This window comes from Anoxybacillus andreesenii, from assembly GCF_030813005.1.
Taxonomy (GTDB): Bacteria; Bacillota; Bacilli; order Bacillales; family Cytobacillaceae; genus Robertmurraya; species Robertmurraya andreesenii.
Map to the genome: position 1 here is coordinate 207,880 of NZ_JAUSTU010000001.1, position 15,524 is coordinate 223,403.

Annotated in this window: 18 protein-coding genes; 11 read left to right on the forward strand and 7 right to left on the reverse strand. The window is 40.8% G+C overall.

Going from position 1 to position 15,524, the window contains the following annotated elements; translation table 11 throughout:
- Positions 1–9: 9 nt before the first annotated feature.
- Both J2S07_RS01015 and pepF read left to right on the forward strand, forming a co-directional pair.
- Positions 10–1,209 (forward strand): competence protein CoiA, encoded by a 1,200-nt coding sequence (locus J2S07_RS01015; protein WP_307148531.1) that lies wholly within the window; start codon positions 10–12, stop codon positions 1,207–1,209.
- 53 nt (positions 1,210–1,262) lie between these two features.
- Positions 1,263–3,080: an oligoendopeptidase F gene (gene pepF, locus J2S07_RS01020; RefSeq protein ID WP_307148532.1), complete on the forward strand. Its 1,818-nt coding sequence runs from the start codon at positions 1,263–1,265 to the stop codon at positions 3,078–3,080.
- Positions 3,081–3,228: 148 nt separating this feature from the next.
- Here the strand turns inward: pepF and J2S07_RS01025 are convergent, their stop codons facing one another.
- The 5 genes from J2S07_RS01025 to J2S07_RS01045 all read right to left on the reverse strand — a co-directional run bounded on the left by J2S07_RS01025 (position 3,229) and on the right by J2S07_RS01045 (position 6,481).
- On the reverse strand, positions 3,229–3,402 hold the full coding sequence (locus tag J2S07_RS01025; protein WP_307148533.1) for a hypothetical protein: 174 nt from the start codon (positions 3,400–3,402) through the stop codon (positions 3,229–3,231).
- 399 nt (positions 3,403–3,801) lie between these two features.
- A complete protein-coding gene (locus J2S07_RS01030; RefSeq protein WP_307148534.1) occupies positions 3,802–4,674 on the reverse strand; it encodes a ClpXP adapter SpxH family protein in 873 nt (290 codons plus the stop codon).
- Entirely contained in the window at positions 4,671–5,075 is a 405-nt protein-coding gene (locus J2S07_RS01035) for a globin domain-containing protein (protein WP_307148535.1), read from the reverse strand. Before J2S07_RS01035 ends, J2S07_RS01030 begins: the two co-directional genes overlap by 4 nt.
- A gap of 196 nt (positions 5,076–5,271) precedes the next feature.
- A complete protein-coding gene (locus tag J2S07_RS01040) occupies positions 5,272–5,877 on the reverse strand; it encodes a lytic transglycosylase domain-containing protein (RefSeq protein ID WP_307148536.1) in 606 nt (201 codons plus the stop codon).
- Between the two features lie 22 nt (positions 5,878–5,899).
- A complete protein-coding gene (locus J2S07_RS01045; RefSeq protein WP_307148537.1) occupies positions 5,900–6,481 on the reverse strand; it encodes a CYTH domain-containing protein in 582 nt (193 codons plus the stop codon).
- 73 nt (positions 6,482–6,554) lie between these two features.
- Between J2S07_RS01045 and J2S07_RS01050 the strand changes: the two genes are divergently transcribed.
- The 4 genes from J2S07_RS01050 (at position 6,555) to J2S07_RS01065 (ending at position 9,503) form a co-directional block, all read left to right on the forward strand.
- On the forward strand, positions 6,555–6,923 hold the full coding sequence (locus J2S07_RS01050) for a UPF0738 family protein (RefSeq protein ID WP_307148538.1): 369 nt from the start codon (positions 6,555–6,557) through the stop codon (positions 6,921–6,923).
- Between the two features lie 132 nt (positions 6,924–7,055).
- On the forward strand, positions 7,056–7,694 hold the full coding sequence (yjbM, locus tag J2S07_RS01055) for a GTP diphosphokinase (RefSeq protein ID WP_307148539.1): 639 nt from the start codon (positions 7,056–7,058) through the stop codon (positions 7,692–7,694).
- Between the two features lie 80 nt (positions 7,695–7,774).
- Complete coding sequence (locus J2S07_RS01060; protein WP_307148540.1) at positions 7,775–8,569, forward strand: NAD kinase; 795 nt, start codon at positions 7,775–7,777, stop codon at positions 8,567–8,569.
- A 64-nt stretch (positions 8,570–8,633) separates the two neighbouring features.
- Positions 8,634–9,503, forward strand: coding sequence for an RluA family pseudouridine synthase (locus J2S07_RS01065; RefSeq protein WP_307148737.1), 870 nt, complete (start codon positions 8,634–8,636; stop codon positions 9,501–9,503).
- On the opposite strand, the gene prpE is transcribed toward J2S07_RS01065, so the two are convergent.
- On the reverse strand, positions 9,500–10,240 hold the full coding sequence (gene prpE, locus J2S07_RS01070; protein ID WP_307148541.1) for a bis(5'-nucleosyl)-tetraphosphatase PrpE: 741 nt from the start codon (positions 10,238–10,240) through the stop codon (positions 9,500–9,502). The genes J2S07_RS01065 and prpE overlap by 4 nt on opposite strands.
- Before the next feature lie 50 nt (positions 10,241–10,290).
- Here prpE and J2S07_RS01075 point away from each other — a divergent pair, with 50 nt between their 5' ends.
- The 3 genes from J2S07_RS01075 to J2S07_RS01085 all read left to right on the forward strand — a co-directional run bounded on the left by J2S07_RS01075 (position 10,291) and on the right by J2S07_RS01085 (position 13,644).
- On the forward strand, positions 10,291–12,150 hold the full coding sequence (locus J2S07_RS01075; protein ID WP_307148542.1) for a monovalent cation:proton antiporter family protein: 1,860 nt from the start codon (positions 10,291–10,293) through the stop codon (positions 12,148–12,150).
- 102 nt (positions 12,151–12,252) lie between these two features.
- On the forward strand, positions 12,253–13,023 hold the full coding sequence (gene fabI / locus J2S07_RS01080; protein WP_307148543.1) for an enoyl-ACP reductase FabI: 771 nt from the start codon (positions 12,253–12,255) through the stop codon (positions 13,021–13,023).
- Positions 13,024–13,167: 144 nt separating this feature from the next.
- A complete protein-coding gene (locus tag J2S07_RS01085) occupies positions 13,168–13,644 on the forward strand; it encodes a CotO family spore coat protein (RefSeq protein WP_307148544.1) in 477 nt (158 codons plus the stop codon).
- Between the two features lie 54 nt (positions 13,645–13,698).
- Here J2S07_RS01085 and J2S07_RS01090 read toward each other — a convergent pair whose 3' ends face one another.
- Positions 13,699–14,199 (reverse strand): CotY/CotZ family spore coat protein, encoded by a 501-nt coding sequence (locus J2S07_RS01090; RefSeq protein ID WP_307148545.1) that lies wholly within the window; start codon positions 14,197–14,199, stop codon positions 13,699–13,701.
- Between the two features lie 132 nt (positions 14,200–14,331).
- On the opposite strand from J2S07_RS01090, the gene J2S07_RS01095 reads away from it, so the two are divergent.
- Positions 14,332–14,682 (forward strand): DUF1360 domain-containing protein, encoded by a 351-nt coding sequence (locus tag J2S07_RS01095; protein WP_307148546.1) that lies wholly within the window; start codon positions 14,332–14,334, stop codon positions 14,680–14,682.
- Between the two features lie 363 nt (positions 14,683–15,045).
- Positions 15,046–15,516 carry a YhcN/YlaJ family sporulation lipoprotein gene (locus J2S07_RS01100; protein ID WP_307148547.1) on the forward strand — a complete coding sequence of 157 codons (471 nt, stop codon included), beginning with the start codon at positions 15,046–15,048 and terminating at the stop codon, positions 15,514–15,516.
- Positions 15,517–15,524 lie beyond the last annotated feature (8 nt).

The following is a 15,524-nucleotide window of genomic DNA, read 5'->3' on the forward strand; positions in this document are numbered from 1 at the left end:
GAGGATGATTTGTTAACGGCAAAATTAAGAAATGGTGAGGTTATTTCTCTAATAGACAATTACAGTCGGAGTCAGCTTCAAGAGCTCAGAAACAAGGAAAGCTTCTACTGCAGAACCTGCTCCGCAAAAGTGATTCTAAAGCTAGGTACGAAGAAAATCTTTCATTTTGCCCATGAATCCGGGACAGAATGTACCGAATATTATGAGCGTGAGTCAGAATACCATATGACGGGAAAAATTCACTTGTATGAGTGGCTCAAGAGTAAGCATGTAAATCCCGAATTAGAATACTACTTCCCCACAATCAAACAGCGAGCCGATATTGTCTTTATTTTTGAGGGAAAAACCTACTGTATCGAGTTCCAATGCTCGACGATTTCAGAAGAGACTTTCAAAAAGCGGACAGAGGGCTATCTGAAATTATCTCATATCCCCATTTGGATCTTGGGTGGCAAGAATATCAATCGCTTAGGGCCCCACAAAACAACCCTCTCAAGCTTCCACTATCTTTTCCTAAGAGAAAGCTCAGCAGGCTTAGGCTATCTTCTTTCCTATTGCCCACAAGCCCATCAGTTTATTTCATTAGAATCAATTATTCCAGTATCGGTGAAAAAGGCATACTGCCGCTTTTCTCTAAAACCTCCACATGCTCTAGCGATTCAAGATATAGTAGAGCCGAATATTAGCCTGTTAAAGAACTTGGATGATTGGCGAACGGATCTTTCTCGATTTAAGACTACCTTTTTAACTAATGCAAACCCCATTACAGACCCATTTCTCAATGAATTATACTGCTGCTCCCTCAATCCATATCTTATTCCACCCTTTGTAGGAATTCCCTTAAGAATGAATTACGCAATAGAGACGCCTCCATTTGTATGGCAAGCCTATATTTTTCTCGATCATATCTTCGGACAGAAGGAAGGAACGGAGGTTCACTTTCATCATGTGTATGTAGAGTTCCTAAGAAGGGTGAAAAGACTCGAAATCCAGATACGCAATCTGCCTTGCCTTAAAAGAAATCCATTGCCATTTGCCATTGAGGAATATTTAGCGGTTTTAACAAAGGTAGGTGTTCTAAAAAAAATGAAAAATAAGAAGTATTTAATCGATAAATCAATTAAAATTGCAAACAATATCGAGGAATGGCAGCAGCAGGAAATCGCTTGTTATGAGAAAATATTTGGAGGATTTCGCATATTAAGATAAAATAAGGTAGTAATGTATTTTTCGCATATCGAAATAAATAAGGAGGATTACCTATGGGAAATGAAACAGCAGTAAAGAAACTTCCAACTAGAAGTGAAATAAAAGTAGAGGATACGTGGAGACTTGAAGATATTTTTCCTACTGATGAGGAGTGGGATAAGGAATTCCAAGCGGTCAAAGACTTACTTCCTGGAATTTCTGAATACCAAGGAAAACTAGCGGACAGCGCTGATGTTTTATATGAAGCACTGCAAAAGCAAGACCAGATACTAGAGCGTATCGGGAAGCTCTATACATATGCTCATATGCGCTATGATCAGGATACAACCAATTCCTTCTATCAGGGGTTGGACGCACGAATTAAATCCTTGTATTCCCAAGTAGCAAGCTCCTTAGCGTATATCGTTCCAGAAATTTTATCCATTGATGAAGAAAAGGTCAAATCCTTCTTAAATGAAAAAGAAGAGTTAAAACTGTATGAGCATGCATTAGAAGAAATCAACCTGCAGCGTCCATATGTGCTATCTGCTGAGCAGGAGGCCTTATTAGCGGAAGCCTCAGAGGTTATGAATTCTTCAAGCAATACATTTGGGATGCTAAACAATGCAGACCTTGAATTCCCTAGCATTAAGGATGAGAATGGGGAGGAAGTCGAGGTCACCCACGGACGCTATATTCGCTTCCTTGAAAGCACAGACCGACGTGTTCGTGAGGATGCATTCAAGGCTGTGTACGGAACCTATGGCAAATTCACCAATACGTTCTCGAGCACATTAAGCGGACAGGTGAAACAGGATAATTTTAACGCAAAGGTTCGCAATTACGATTCTGCAAGGCATGCGGCTTTATCAGCGAACAATATTCCTGAGACTGTCTATGAGAATCTTGTGAATACGATTAATGAGCATCTTCCATTGCTGCACCGTTATATTAAGCTTAGAAAGAAGGTTCTCGGGCTTGATGAACTTCATATGTACGATTTGTTCACGCCCCTTGTTCCAGATGTGAAGATGGAGGTTACTTACGATGAAGCGAAGCACATCATTCTAAAAGGGCTTGCACCACTTGGTGAGGACTACTTAAATGTTCTGAAGGAGGGCTTCGAAAATCGTTGGGTGGACGTTCATGAAAATAAAGGAAAGCGATCCGGTGCTTATTCCTCTGGCTCCTATGGGACAAACCCATATATCCTAATGAACTGGCAGGATAATGTGAATAATCTCTTTACATTGGCACATGAATTTGGTCATTCTGTTCATAGCTATTACACAAGGAAAACTCAGCCTTTCCCATATGGTGACTATTCTATTTTTGTGGCAGAGGTGGCATCAACCTGTAATGAAGCATTGCTCAACGATTATCTTCTCAAGACCATTGATGATGAGAAGAAGAGATTATATTTGTTGAATCATTATTTAGAGGGCTTCAGAGGTACGGTCTTCCGTCAAACGATGTTTGCAGAGTTTGAGCACTTAATTCATCAGAAGGCGCAAAATCATGAGGCATTGACTGCCGAATTATTCACGAAGGAATATTACGATTTGAATGTGAAATATTTTGGTAAAGAAAATATGGTCATTGACGAGGAAATCGGCTTAGAATGGGCGAGAATTCCTCACTTCTACTATAATTACTATGTGTACCAGTATGCGACTGGTTTCAGTGCTGCGACGGCATTAAGCAAGCAGATATTAGAAGAGGGACAGCCAGCGGTGGAGCGCTATCTTGAGTTCTTGAAGTCAGGAAGCTCCGATTATCCGATTGAGGTCTTGAAAAAGGCAGGAGTGGACATGACAAGCTCTAAGCCAATTGCTGATGCTTGCAAGGTGTTTGAAGAAAGACTGAACGAGATGGAAAGCTTATTGTCTTAATTAACGGGGGAGATGCGAAAGCATCTCCTTTTGGCGTTTGACCGATATGTTGTGCGATTTGACCGATATCTTGAAAAAATGACCGATATATCCTTTTTTTTTACCGATATATCCCAAAGAATGACCGATATCCCAAAACTTGCTGAAGCTAGAACCCTCTAAATCGGTTGCGATCATTTAAATAATGGACAAAAATGAGGATTGCAAGGAATAATAAGGGGGAAGTGATGAAAATTGAAACTAAATGCATGAGCCCAAGTAGGTTAAAGAGAAAGGTAATGATGATGAAGAGCAGCATCAGCCCAATTGGTAGTTTTTTCATTGCTCATCCTCCTAGTCGAATATATTAGGCTAGTATCATCATATTCAATTGTGGAAAGGGTCATTCCCTGATTAGAATTTGACAATATTGTGAAATCAGGCACATACCAGTTGTCAGATATCTGAAAGCATGATATATTTATATCGTGAAGTTAATCACAAGCAAACATACCCCTTTGTTTGACCGTGAAAAATTTCTCCCATCCCCTTTGTTCGTATTATAGAAAAAGGCCATGCAAACAGACAGGTTTGCATGGCCTTTTTCATTATGCTCATATCTCAAGCATTAATCCGTTCGAAAACAACCCTCATTTAAAAGGAGAGGGCAGAATGACTGCCCTTCAAGATTTTTCAAGCGGGTTCGACCACTGCGGACTTAATTGTCCGCAAACGGCCACCCCTACCTCTCGTTATAACGCCAGAATACTCCGTATTTTGCTGGAAGCTGTTCTACCAATTGTTTGAGCTGTAGCTTTTTCATTTCTCTTTCCACTTCACTAACCGACATATTGTATACAACGGAAATTTCCTTGGAAGCGACAAGCTTAAAATATTTCAAAAAAGCCTCAATCGAAGGTGGAATTGCTTTTTCAGGAATGAAGGGAAGCATTTCCGTTAATATTTGCTCATACACCTCGTATGGATACATCCCAGTGATCTTAATTCCTTCCTCCTCAATATTTTCATTAAAGAAAACAAGGGTAGGAATTTCCTGGACCTCCATTTCCGATGTAATCTTTAAATCACATTGAAAGGCTTTGGCCGCACTATCGGAATGAATGTCAGAAATGAATTCCTCCACGTCTAGTCCTGCTTCCTTTGCACATTCTTTCAATACGGTGAGTTCGGAAATATTCTGCTTATCGAGAAAGAGCATTTCCTGTATTTTGCGTAGAAAACGGATGCCCGCTCTTCTTCCCTGTAGTTCCGCAGCCTTAATAGCGACAGACACAATATGGGGGGAGGAGATAGGGTTCTCAAACCAAAGGGAACCGTCACAGGACATGCCTGTGCGTGAAGCTGTTCTTTCCCATAGTTCAGCAATATTTTCATAATGTTGTTTTTTTGATAGATTGAGCATCGCAATTCTTCCGCTTAAGACATGCTTGAGCGAGAAATAACGTCCGTACTCAATTTGCAGCTTTTTTAGAATTGGTTCAAGTGCCCAGCATTCTGGACATAAGGGATCAATGAAAAGATAGATTTCAATCGGCTTTTTCTCAGAACCATGACAATGATGAGAAGTGGATGTGTTAAAGATTCTTTCACTCACAAGTCTTCACCTTTCATGTCTTCTTTTTCAGGTTGGTTAATCATATGCTGGGCTGTAAGTACAAGTCGTGAGAAGAATGCTTCTCGAATGGTCTCATCTAGTTCAACCTCGTCCATGGCTTTATTCATACAGGAAAGCCAAGCTCTTGCTCGTGTTTCAGTGATTTCAAATGGCAAATGACGTGCTCGTAGCATCGGGTGTCCATGTTCCTCTGTGTAAATTGGTGGTCCACCTAAGAACTGAGTCATAAATTGCTTTTGCTTCCTTACTGTTTCCGTAAGATCCTCAGGAAAAATAGGGATGAGATCGGGATGCTGATGAACATGGCTATAGAATGTATCGATTAATTGATGTAATTTTTCTTCACCTATGGCTTCAAAAGGTGTCATTATTTTCTCCATAGTGAAATCTCCTTTAATTTTGCTCCAAACATGCTTCTGATAATTTTCCTCTATTTTATCAATGAGGCAAATATATCTCAAACAATTGGCTTAAGATCGGAAGTCAAGAACTAGTTCGTTGTACCTGCTCCCTGGTACTCAATTGCAAAAAAACCTGTCTGTTCGGCGTGAACAGACAGGTTTTGTGACAATCATATTAGGCTAAATTACTTGTAATTTTTCTAACGTAGTTCTGTGTTTCTTTAAATGGAGGAATGCCCCCGTATTTATCCACATTTCCAGGACCTGCATTGTAAGCAGCTAATGCAAGCTCCATGTTGTTGTTGTATTTATCAAGCATTTGTCTTAAGTACTTGCTTCCGCCATAGATATTTTCCTTCGGATCAAAGACGTTTGCTACTCCTAAATGTTTGGCTGTTCCGGGCATGAGCTGCATAAGTCCGGAAGCGCCTACAGAGCTCACTGCATTTGGATTGAAGTTGGACTCCTGCTTAATGACCGCTTTAATTAAGGCAACCGGTAAATTGAACTTGCTTGCGGCCTCTTCAATAATCTCGTCAAAATTCGATTTTTCTCCCGCTGTTAGCTTCGTTAATTGAATTGGGGGGAGAGTCGGCTGCAGTGGTAAATTGCTAACTGCATCTTCTGTTGGGCTCTCGACATTTAATAAAGAATTTTGGCTGTTTACAAGCAATTCATTCATCATTTCTTGAAAAAATGAATTTCCGGTAGAAGCTGATGTTGTATTAAAATTTTGCAGCGCTTGTAATTGCAGCATTACTTTTAACTGGTCGACATTCATAATGATTCTCCTAGAAAAAGTATTAGCGATGATTTTCTTTGGCTAAGTAAAAACGGCGAATTTTATTATCTGTTTTCCTAATTGGAATATAAAGCTCTTTTAATAGATGATTGAAATGGCTTTTTCCTACCTCAAAGTTTTCTACTTCATATTCTACCTCAAAATCAGATTGATTTAAATAGAAACTATGATCCAGTACAATCAAGCCACCATTGTACTCTTTTTCAGCTCGTAGCGTAGTCAATGAACCAAAATAGGTGAGCTCCTCTAAGGGAATCTTCAGTTGTTGAAGCGCATTCTTGACAGGACCATCAATGAGAACATTTTTCTCAAGAAAGGCTGTCGCATCATCATGTGAAAGCATTTGGTTCGTTTCCAGTAATCCTTCCGTATGAGGCTGTTTCAATGTAAGCTCATAGCATCCCTCTTTGTAGCGGGTCCTTAGGGCGCAGCCGAGCTCTTTTAAAGCAAATGAAGCTGTATCAAAATAGTGATTTTCCTGCTTCACAAAGAGGGACTCGTCCATGTTTAAGAAGGTCTTCATGCGGGTAAATTCTTCTTCGGTCAAAAGGTTCTTAAATTCAATTTCGATATGCTGAGACAAAGATTTCATTCCTTTCGCAATATGATCCACCTATATGTTTATGTTAAAATAAAAAACGTATAGGGGTGAAGTAATGAGAAAAAAGATTATGATTAATGGGTTTGCAAGCATGAGCGACAATGAATGTCTTCTTCAAGTCGGTCCTGAAATCAACTTAGATGGCATCATAGCCACAGGACAAATGCTCGTGGATTCAGATGAATGTGCATTCGTGTACTTACTAGAAAAAGAGCAAGATTATACATATGTTATCATACAAGAGCCTGTTTGGACTGACCTAAAGAGAGTACTCGCAGGGAATTTACGCGTGTTTTTGGGAAATGAAGAGGAGCGGATCGAGCTTGTCAATTTCTTGGATGAGTTAGCATATCTCATTGAAAATATTAAAGGAAATAGCAATTATGGCGAGATAATGGTTGCGAAGGTGGAAGAGATTTTTTAATCGGATTCTGCCGTTCATCCGTCGAATAGAAAGAGAAAAATAATGTCCAAATAGAAGATACCAATGGCGATAAGGATTTGACAACGAGAAGCATCTTCTAAAAAGGCAAATAATCGGATGAGGTGAAGAGCAGTGCAGAACTGGGAGCAATTTTTGGCACCGTATAAGCAAGCGGTTGATGAGTTGAAAATTAAATTAAAGGGGATGCGCGGGCAATATGAACTGGAATCCAATCATTCTCCAATTGAATTTGTCACTGGGCGTGTGAAGCCGATTGCAAGTATCCTAGATAAAGCAAATCAAAAAGGAATTCCTTTAGATAAATTAGAAACGGAAATGCAGGATATTGCAGGGCTGCGAATGATGTGCCAATTTGTTGATGACATAAAGCCTGTCGTGGAATTATTGAGAAAACGAAATGATTTTGAAATCGTCGAGGAGAGGAATTATATTTCTCACAAGAAAGCAAGTGGATATCGGTCGTATCATGTGGTGGTTCGTTATCCTGTTCAAATGATTTCCGGAGAAAAGAAAATTCTCGTCGAAATTCAAATCCGCACACTTGCTATGAATTTTTGGGCAACGATTGAGCATTCCTTGAATTATAAATATAAAGGCCAATTTCCAGAGGATATCCGTTTGCGATTGCAAAGAGCCGCTGAAGCCGCGTTTCGATTAGATGAAGAAATGTCATTAATTCGTGGAGAAATTCAAGAAGCGCAGGCCTTTTTTGCAAGAATGAAAGAGCTGCAGCAGGATGGGAACAGTTAAATCAAAGCTCTTTTCTCAAACATTATTGTTTTGCGAGACAACTTAAATCAAAACTATGTTCGATAGAGGAGACAGTAGCCATGAATTTCGCGATAACTTCAAAAGGGGATTCCAAATCCAATACTCTTATGCATAAAATCCGGTCCTATTTACTCGATTTCAATCTCGTCTATGACGAGGATAAGCCGGATATCGTCATTTCGGTAGGAGGAGATGGAACCTTGCTCTATGCCTTTCATCGCTACAAAAGTCGGTTGCATAAGACCGCTTTTGTCGGGGTGCATACCGGGCATTTAGGCTTTTATGCTGATTGGCTGCCTGAAGAGATTGAGAAGCTCGTCATAGCGATCGCCAAGACTCCTTTTCAGGTCGTGGAATATCCCCTTCTCGAAGTCATTATTCGCTATTCCCATGGCGGGAAGGAAAACCGCTATTTAGCTCTAAATGAATCAACGGTCAAAAGTGTTGATTCCACGTTGGTTATGGACGTGGAAATTAGAGGGCAGTTTTTCGAACGGTTTCGTGGGGATGGGCTATGTATTTCAACTCCTTCTGGAAGCACGGCTTATAATAAGGCGCTTGGAGGGGCGATTCTCCATCCATCGATCCCTGCCATTCAGCTTGCGGAGATGGCATCCATCAATAACCGGGTGTTTCGTACAGTTGGTTCGCCACTAGTGCTGCCAGCCCATCATACATGCATGCTAAAGCCTGTGAATAGCCCTGACTTTCATATTACGATTGATCATTTGACCTTGCTTCATAAGGATGTTAAGTCCATTCAGTTCAGAGTAGCGGATGAAAAGATTCGCTTTGCTAGGTTTAGACCTTTCCCATTCTGGAAGCGGGTAAAGGACTCATTTATTTCGGAATAGAAAGGCAACACTCCGCTTGTAAGGAGGCAGTAAGTTGACGAATTTTACGCTTGAATGGACGATCATGCCAGCTGATCATGGGAAGCTAGTGCGAGATTTTTTGCAGGAACAGGAAATTTCCAAGGCAGCCTTGACGGATATTAAGTTTGCCGGTGGGGCTATTCAATTGAATGGAGAGGAAGTGACCGTTAGGCGTGTGCTAACGGCAGGAGATCGGCTGAAGGTGACGTTCCCAGAGGAATTGAAGAGTGAATCGATGGATGGTGAGGAGCTGCCGCTTGAAATTTTATATGAAGACGCCTATTTATTAGTTCTGAATAAGCCTTCTGGCATGAACACAATCCCATCAAGAGAACATCCATATGGTAGCTTAGCTAATGGTGTGGTCGGTTATTATGAAAAAATCAACCTTGCGGCTACCGTGCATATTGTGACAAGGCTTGATCGGGATACATCTGGCCTTGTCTTGATTGCAAAGCATCGCCATATCCATCATTTATTCAGTAAGCAGCAACAGGAAGGCCAGGTCAAGCGAGAATATGAGGCGTTTTGTGAGGGCTTTTTTCCACAATTGGAGGGAACGATTGAAAAGCCGATTGGGAGAAAAAAAGATAGCATTATTGAAAGAGAAGTTCAGATTGGAGGGCAATATGCTTGTACGCATTATCAGGTCGTTAAGCAGTACCCAGCATTTGCCCATGTACGGTTAAGATTGGAGACAGGAAGGACTCATCAAATCAGGGTTCATCTATCCCATATGGGACATCCGTTATTAGGAGACGATTTATACGGTGGTAATCGAATAAAAATTCAAAGGCAGGCACTCCATTGTAGTCAGCTCTCCTTTAACCACCCGATAGATAAGGAAATTCTTTGGTTTGAAAGCCCATTACCTCCGGATATGCGACAGCTTTTAGCGTCTTCTTCAATCTAGTCGATTTCTTTGAATTTTTCTGCCACAAAAGGCATGGAAGAAGGAACACTGGCGGTCGTTAGCTCCGGATAGCGTAAAGCGGTAAGCTTTCCACCAAAAACGGCACCCGTATCAATATTATATGTGTTGCGAACGATCCTAGGCTCGGCCACTGGAGTATGACCGTAGACAATGGTTGCTTTGCCCCGATAGTCCTTTGCCCAATCACGTCGAACAGGGGAGCCGTCGGGGTGTTTCTGCCCTGTAATATCACCATAAAGAACAAAGGTCTTGACCTTTGAATGATTCTTGCCAATATAATCCTCACGAATCCCAGCATGAGCGATGACAAGTCTCCCCTGATCCAGAATCTGATATAAAGGATTTTGTTCATATAATTCGATGAACTTGTTTCGAATCCGGTGCTGTTCATCTTTTGAAAGAGCCATATACTCGGCTACTGTCGTTTCTAAACCATGGGTAACCTGTACTTTATTTCCCAAAAAATAGCGGTAGAGCTTGTTGCAGTGATTACCAGGGGAGTAGAAGGCCATTTTTTTATTCATCACGAGCTCCCACACGACCTCAATGACCTTGAGAGACTGTGGACCCCGATCTGTTAAATCACCAACAAAAGCAAGCTTCCTTTTTTGTGGATGAATGGGGATCCCCGTTTCCCAGCTATAATCGAGTTTTTTTGTAAGCTCCTCGAATTCGGCAAAGCATCCATGAATATCTCCAATGATATCAATTTGCATAATCTGTACTCCTTTTAAAAGCAATCTTTATAAAGATGGGAGGAATGTGAATGGAAGAACACGGTGTATCCGTCGCATCCTTAGTTATTGTAATCGTAATTGCCTTTTTAACTCCAATTTTACTCCATCGATTTCGATTAAATTTCATTCCCGTTGTCGTCGCTGAAATCCTGATGGGATTAATCATTGGCAAGAGTGGTTTTGATCTTGTCCGCGAGGATATGTGGTTAGAGACCCTCTCCACCCTCGGATTCATTTTCTTAATGTTTCTTAGCGGCCTGGAAATTGACTTTTCCGCCTTCTCGAAACAGAAAAAGGGCTCACGCTCTAGCACAAAATCCGAGCCAAATAGCTTTTTTGTTGCTACGACTGTCTTTATCGGGATTTTCATTGTGTCCTATGGGCTCTCCTATTTATTTGTTTTGGCGGGATTCATCGATAATGCGTTGCTTATGACATTGATTATTTCGACGATTTCTTTAGGTGTCGTAGTTCCAACCTTAAAGGAATCCCATTTAATGAAAACAAACATTGGTCAGATCATTCTTTTGATTGCAGTCATTGCTGATTTAGTCACCATGATTTTACTTGCAGTCTTTGTTTCATTATATGACGGTGGGGAAGGAAATACTTGGTTATTGCTCGTTCTTTTTGCGGCAGGGATTTTGTTGTATTTCGTTGGCAGAAGATACAAGCGGAATAAATTTATCGAAGCGATGTCCACAGGCACCATCCAGATTGGAACCCGCGCTGTTTTTACGTTAATCATTGTCTTAGTTGCCATCTCGGAAACAGTCGGTGCAGAAAATATTCTTGGTGCCTTTATGGCAGGCGTATTGGTTTCATTGCTTGCACCTGACCAGGAGCTCGTTCATAAGCTAGATTCATTTGGCTATGGATTCTTGATCCCGATCTTTTTTGTGATGGTCGGGGTTGACTTGGATATATGGAAGCTATTTGGGGATCCGAAATTGCTTCTGCTCATCCCTTTATTATTAGTAGCTCTTTTTATCTCAAAATTAATCCCAATTACCGTACTAAGATTTTGGTTTGATCTGCGGACTGTTTTGGCATCGGGAATTTTATTGACCTCGACCCTATCCTTAGTCATTGCTGCGGCGACCATCGGGGAGCGGATGGGAGTCATCTCCTCAGGGATGAGTGGGACAGTGATTCTAGTAGCTGTTATTACCTGTGTGGTCACTCCTGTCATATTTAAGAACTTGCTGCCTAAGGAAAATCTAGTAGAGAAGCAGGTCAAGATTGCGTTCGTAGGGGCCAATCAGTTAACATTGCCTCTGTCTAGAGAGCTGAAGTCTTCTCTCTATCAAACATCGATCTATCACACGAAACAATCGAAGGTAGACACGAGCTTTGCCGATTCCTTATTTGAAATACAGGAAATCGATCATTTTTCAATAGAGGCATTAGCTGACACTGAGGTTTTTTCATCTGATATTGTTGTCGTTTCTACAGGGGATGATGAGCAAAATGCAACCCTTGCCATTGCTGTGAAGGAAGAAGGGGTAGAACGGGTCATTGTGCGTATTGAAAGTCCGGATTTAGAGGAGGGCTTACGTGAGGAAGGGGTGGAGGTTTATTCCGTCTTTAATTCTTCAAAGGCGCTCCTTAGAGCTTTGATTGAGTCACCGAAGGTATTGAGTATCTTAACAAACCAGGAAAATGCCCTTTATGAAATTCTCCTATTGAATGATCATTTTGATGGAATGAAATTAAGGAATTTTCCGTTTACTGGAGATGTTATCTTTGTTCGGATTTTCCGTGGCAAGGATTCGATTGTACCCCATGGGGATACCGAGCTTCAGCTTAATGATCGCTTAATCGTCACTGGGACAAAGGAATATGTTGACGACCTAAAGCGGGAGCTTGAATTTTGTGAGTGGTGTTAAAGGCAGTAATGCGAGAGTGTTACTGCTTTTCTTTTTTCTAAAAATAAGGTAATATTAGTATCAGGTACTAATAACTTATAATAAATGTTGGAGGGAAACTATATGTCTCTTTCTTTAAAGGGAAAAAATATCGTCGTGATGGGTGTTGCCAACAAACGTAGTATTGCATGGGGGATTGCTCGTTCACTCCATCAAGCCGGTGCCCGCTTGATTTTCACATATGTTGGAGAAAGATTGGAAAAGAGTGTCCGTGAATTAGTGGAGTCTTTAGAGACGAATAATTCTCTCATACTCCCTTGTGATGTCACAAATGATGAAGAAATCGCCAAATGCTTCAGCAAGATTAAAAATGAGGTTGGTGTCATTCATGGAGTGGCTCATTGCATCGCATTCGCCAATAAAGAGGAGCTTCAAGGCGAATATATGAATACAACTCGTGATGGATTTCTTTTAGCTCATAATATTAGCTCATACTCGCTTACAGCTGTTGCGAAAGAGGCAAGAACCCTTATGACAGAAGGCGGCAGCATTGTGACACTTACGTATTTAGGTGGCGAAAGAGTAATTAAGAACTATAATATTATGGGAGTGGCAAAGGCTTCATTGGATGCGAGCGTGAAGTATTTGGCCAATGACCTTGGTCCAGAGGGAATTCGTGTCAACTCCATTTCAGCTGGTCCAATCCGCACCCTTTCAGCCAAGGGAGTGAGCGATTTTAACTCGATTTTGAAGGAAATTGAGGAACGCTCTCCACTAAGAAGAACAACGACACCTGAAGAGGTGGGCGATACAGCATTATTCTTATTCAGCGACCTATCAAGAGGAATGACTGGGGAAAATCTTCATGTCGATTCCGGCTTCCATATTCTATAATTTTCTTCTTGAATGCAATATCAATACCCCCTTCGCATGAAGGCGGGTATTTTTGTATAGCTAAGAATGTCTCATTATTGAAACGAATTCCTGCTTCTCGCATACATATAGATTGAACCAATTGTATGTGGAGGTGCAGCCCTATTGAGCAAGAAACAAATCAAACGTCAACCACTATTATATATTCACCAGCCAGAGTTCCAGGTTAACGTAGGGAAAATGCAGGAGACTTTTTCCATCAAGCAGGCTGAAAAAAGTAAGGAAGAAAAACCGAAAAGTGAGCCTAAAGCGGAAGTAGATCAAGAGCAAGACATCCCAGCGGCCGAAGAGGTTCAAGCAACAATAGAAGAATTTGAAGAGGAGCATTTGGAGAGAAACAAAAAAGGTCTGCGGAGGCTCAAGTCTTTTCGAGAGATGGATATTGAGGAGAGGCTCGATTATCTCGCCTATTTTCCAAAGAAGCTGCCTCCAGTCCCGTGCCTTTTTCAAACAAAGACGAAGGAGATTCGTGGAACCTTGATGGAAAAAACAGAGGAGCAAGTGGTTATCAAGCTATTTGATAAGACAGAGATAGCCCTTCCAATCAATGATTTGATAGCTATACGGATGATTGGTCTATGAAAGCTCCAAGAAAAAAGCCAGTCGTATGAGCGACTGGCCTTTCATTATAAGCGGTTAGTCTTCACAAATGTCTAGGTCAACATCAGCCACACATTGAATGGCACAGAAACAGCTAAGGTCAACCGTGACGCAGTCATTTGTTGCTTCGAAATCATGAACATGACATACCTTGCCTAAATCGATGCAGCAATCATTTGTTAAATCCAATGCATCTCCATCACGTTTCTTCGGTTTAATGACACGCAATGTTGCACAGCAATTATCGAACACCTCTTCAACACGGAAGAAAATGGATACGCAAGCACAATCATCTTCTCTAAAGAAAGCATGGAATGGAGAACCGTCAGCGGTTTTTAATACGAATACACGAGTATCTGCTCTTTGCCTTTTTCCTGGTTTAATTAAAGAACCTAGTGGTTCCTGGAAACAGCTTGTAGGACATTCACAAACTTCTTCGGCTGCATCTTGGATGTCTTTTATGGCGCGAACAACTTCGCAAACACAGTTTCCGCGTCTAGTGGCTAATACGTCGTCGTTCTTTTTTCCACAACCCATTCGTTATTCCTCCTTATATTTTGAACTCATATTACATTAATAACATATTGCTATAAGGGCTTTTGGGTAACGGACAATCGCCTTGTTTCCTAAAAATAGGCGGGTTGACTATAAGTAAAGGGATTGAATAAAATGGAGATTTCATGGCTGGAGTTTGTCATCCTTTCGTTGGCAAGCTTTCGTTTAACAAGGCTAATTGTATTTGACAAGATCACGGAATTCCTGAGGGCTCCCTTCTTTGAGGAGGAAATAGAAGTAGGACCTGATGGAGAAGAAGAAATTTATTATGTTCCCAAAAAAGGGCTGATTACGAATTTTCTTGGTGAATTGTTAAGCTGCTACTGGTGTACAGGTATATGGGTGACGCTTACACTTTGTCTGTTTTATCTGATGTGGCCTGTTCTTGCGACTCCTTTCATTCTTGTGCTTGCCGTTGCTGGATGTGCTGCCCTCATTGAGGTAATGGTCCAAAGATTGCTGTAACAACATAACTTTGAAAAAACTAGTTGTTACGCATATACCATGCTTCATATCCTTGCATATTTTATCATATCGATGGAGATTAGTTGGATTTAAAAAAGATTGGAGCGGAAAGCTATGCCAGATAAAGGGAAAAATACTGGAGGTAAACTCCAGAAGAAACGTCCTTCTAAAAAGAAAAAAGGCTGTGGCTGCGGGAAAAAGAAGACAAGATAATCGAAAATCATAAATGGATCTGCTTGTGCAAACGGGCAGGTCTTTTTTTCTAAATATTGGTAATGGTTAATTTGTGGGAAACATTCATAAATTGAGAAATGTGCTGGAAAAATAACTTTGATAGTGAATTTCTTAGAGGAAGGGAAGCCAATGAAGAATGCTCGACTTTTGATAGCTTTGCTAACGCTGGTTTTGGTTGGTGGTTGTAATAATGATGGTCCAAAGGAAAGTGGAATGGCGTTAATTCAAACGACAAACCCTTCCGCTGTCACCCTCAATAAGCATACGAGGGAAGAGAGTGATTTGATCGAGGCAATTGAAACGGACATCGAGGGTTTCAAGGAACTGTATGATGTTGCGGTCGTTAAAGGAAAGAAAGATATTTTGGTTGCCTATAAGGTTAAGCATTTGCAAAGATTTCGCATGAAGCAAATTGAAAAAAAAGTGATCAAGCACTTAGAAGACAAATACCCAAATGAGAATTTTACCGTCTCCAGTGACTATAAGATATTTCTTGAAGCTGTTGAATTAGAAAAGAATATGAAGAATCCAAATTATTCTCCCAAAAAAGCAGAGGATAAGCTACAGGAAATCATTAAGCTACAGAAAGAGTTAACTTGAAAGGAGCT

Coding starts and splice junctions, on each gene's coding strand:
- pepF (WP_307148532.1), top strand. CDS start 1,263: ATGGGAAATGAAACAGCAGTAAAGAAACTTCCAACTAGAAGTGAAATA.
- J2S07_RS01025 (WP_307148533.1), bottom strand. CDS start 3,402: ATGAAAAAACTACCAATTGGGCTGATGCTGCTCTTCATCATCATTACC.
- J2S07_RS01035 (WP_307148535.1), bottom strand. CDS start 5,075: ATGGAGAAAATAATGACACCTTTTGAAGCCATAGGTGAAGAAAAATTA.
- J2S07_RS01040 (WP_307148536.1), bottom strand. CDS start 5,877: ATGAATGTCGACCAGTTAAAAGTAATGCTGCAATTACAAGCGCTGCAA.
- J2S07_RS01050 (WP_307148538.1), top strand. CDS start 6,555: ATGAGAAAAAAGATTATGATTAATGGGTTTGCAAGCATGAGCGACAAT.
- J2S07_RS01060 (WP_307148540.1), top strand. CDS start 7,775: ATGAATTTCGCGATAACTTCAAAAGGGGATTCCAAATCCAATACTCTT.
- J2S07_RS01065 (WP_307148737.1), top strand. CDS start 8,634: ATGCCAGCTGATCATGGGAAGCTAGTGCGAGATTTTTTGCAGGAACAG.
- prpE (WP_307148541.1), bottom strand. CDS start 10,240: ATGCAAATTGATATCATTGGAGATATTCATGGATGCTTTGCCGAATTC.
- J2S07_RS01075 (WP_307148542.1), top strand. CDS start 10,291: ATGGAAGAACACGGTGTATCCGTCGCATCCTTAGTTATTGTAATCGTA.
- fabI (WP_307148543.1), top strand. CDS start 12,253: ATGTCTCTTTCTTTAAAGGGAAAAAATATCGTCGTGATGGGTGTTGCC.
- J2S07_RS01090 (WP_307148545.1), bottom strand. CDS start 14,199: ATGGGTTGTGGAAAAAAGAACGACGACGTATTAGCCACTAGACGCGGA.
- J2S07_RS01095 (WP_307148546.1), top strand. CDS start 14,332: ATGGAGATTTCATGGCTGGAGTTTGTCATCCTTTCGTTGGCAAGCTTT.
- J2S07_RS01100 (WP_307148547.1), top strand. CDS start 15,046: ATGAAGAATGCTCGACTTTTGATAGCTTTGCTAACGCTGGTTTTGGTT.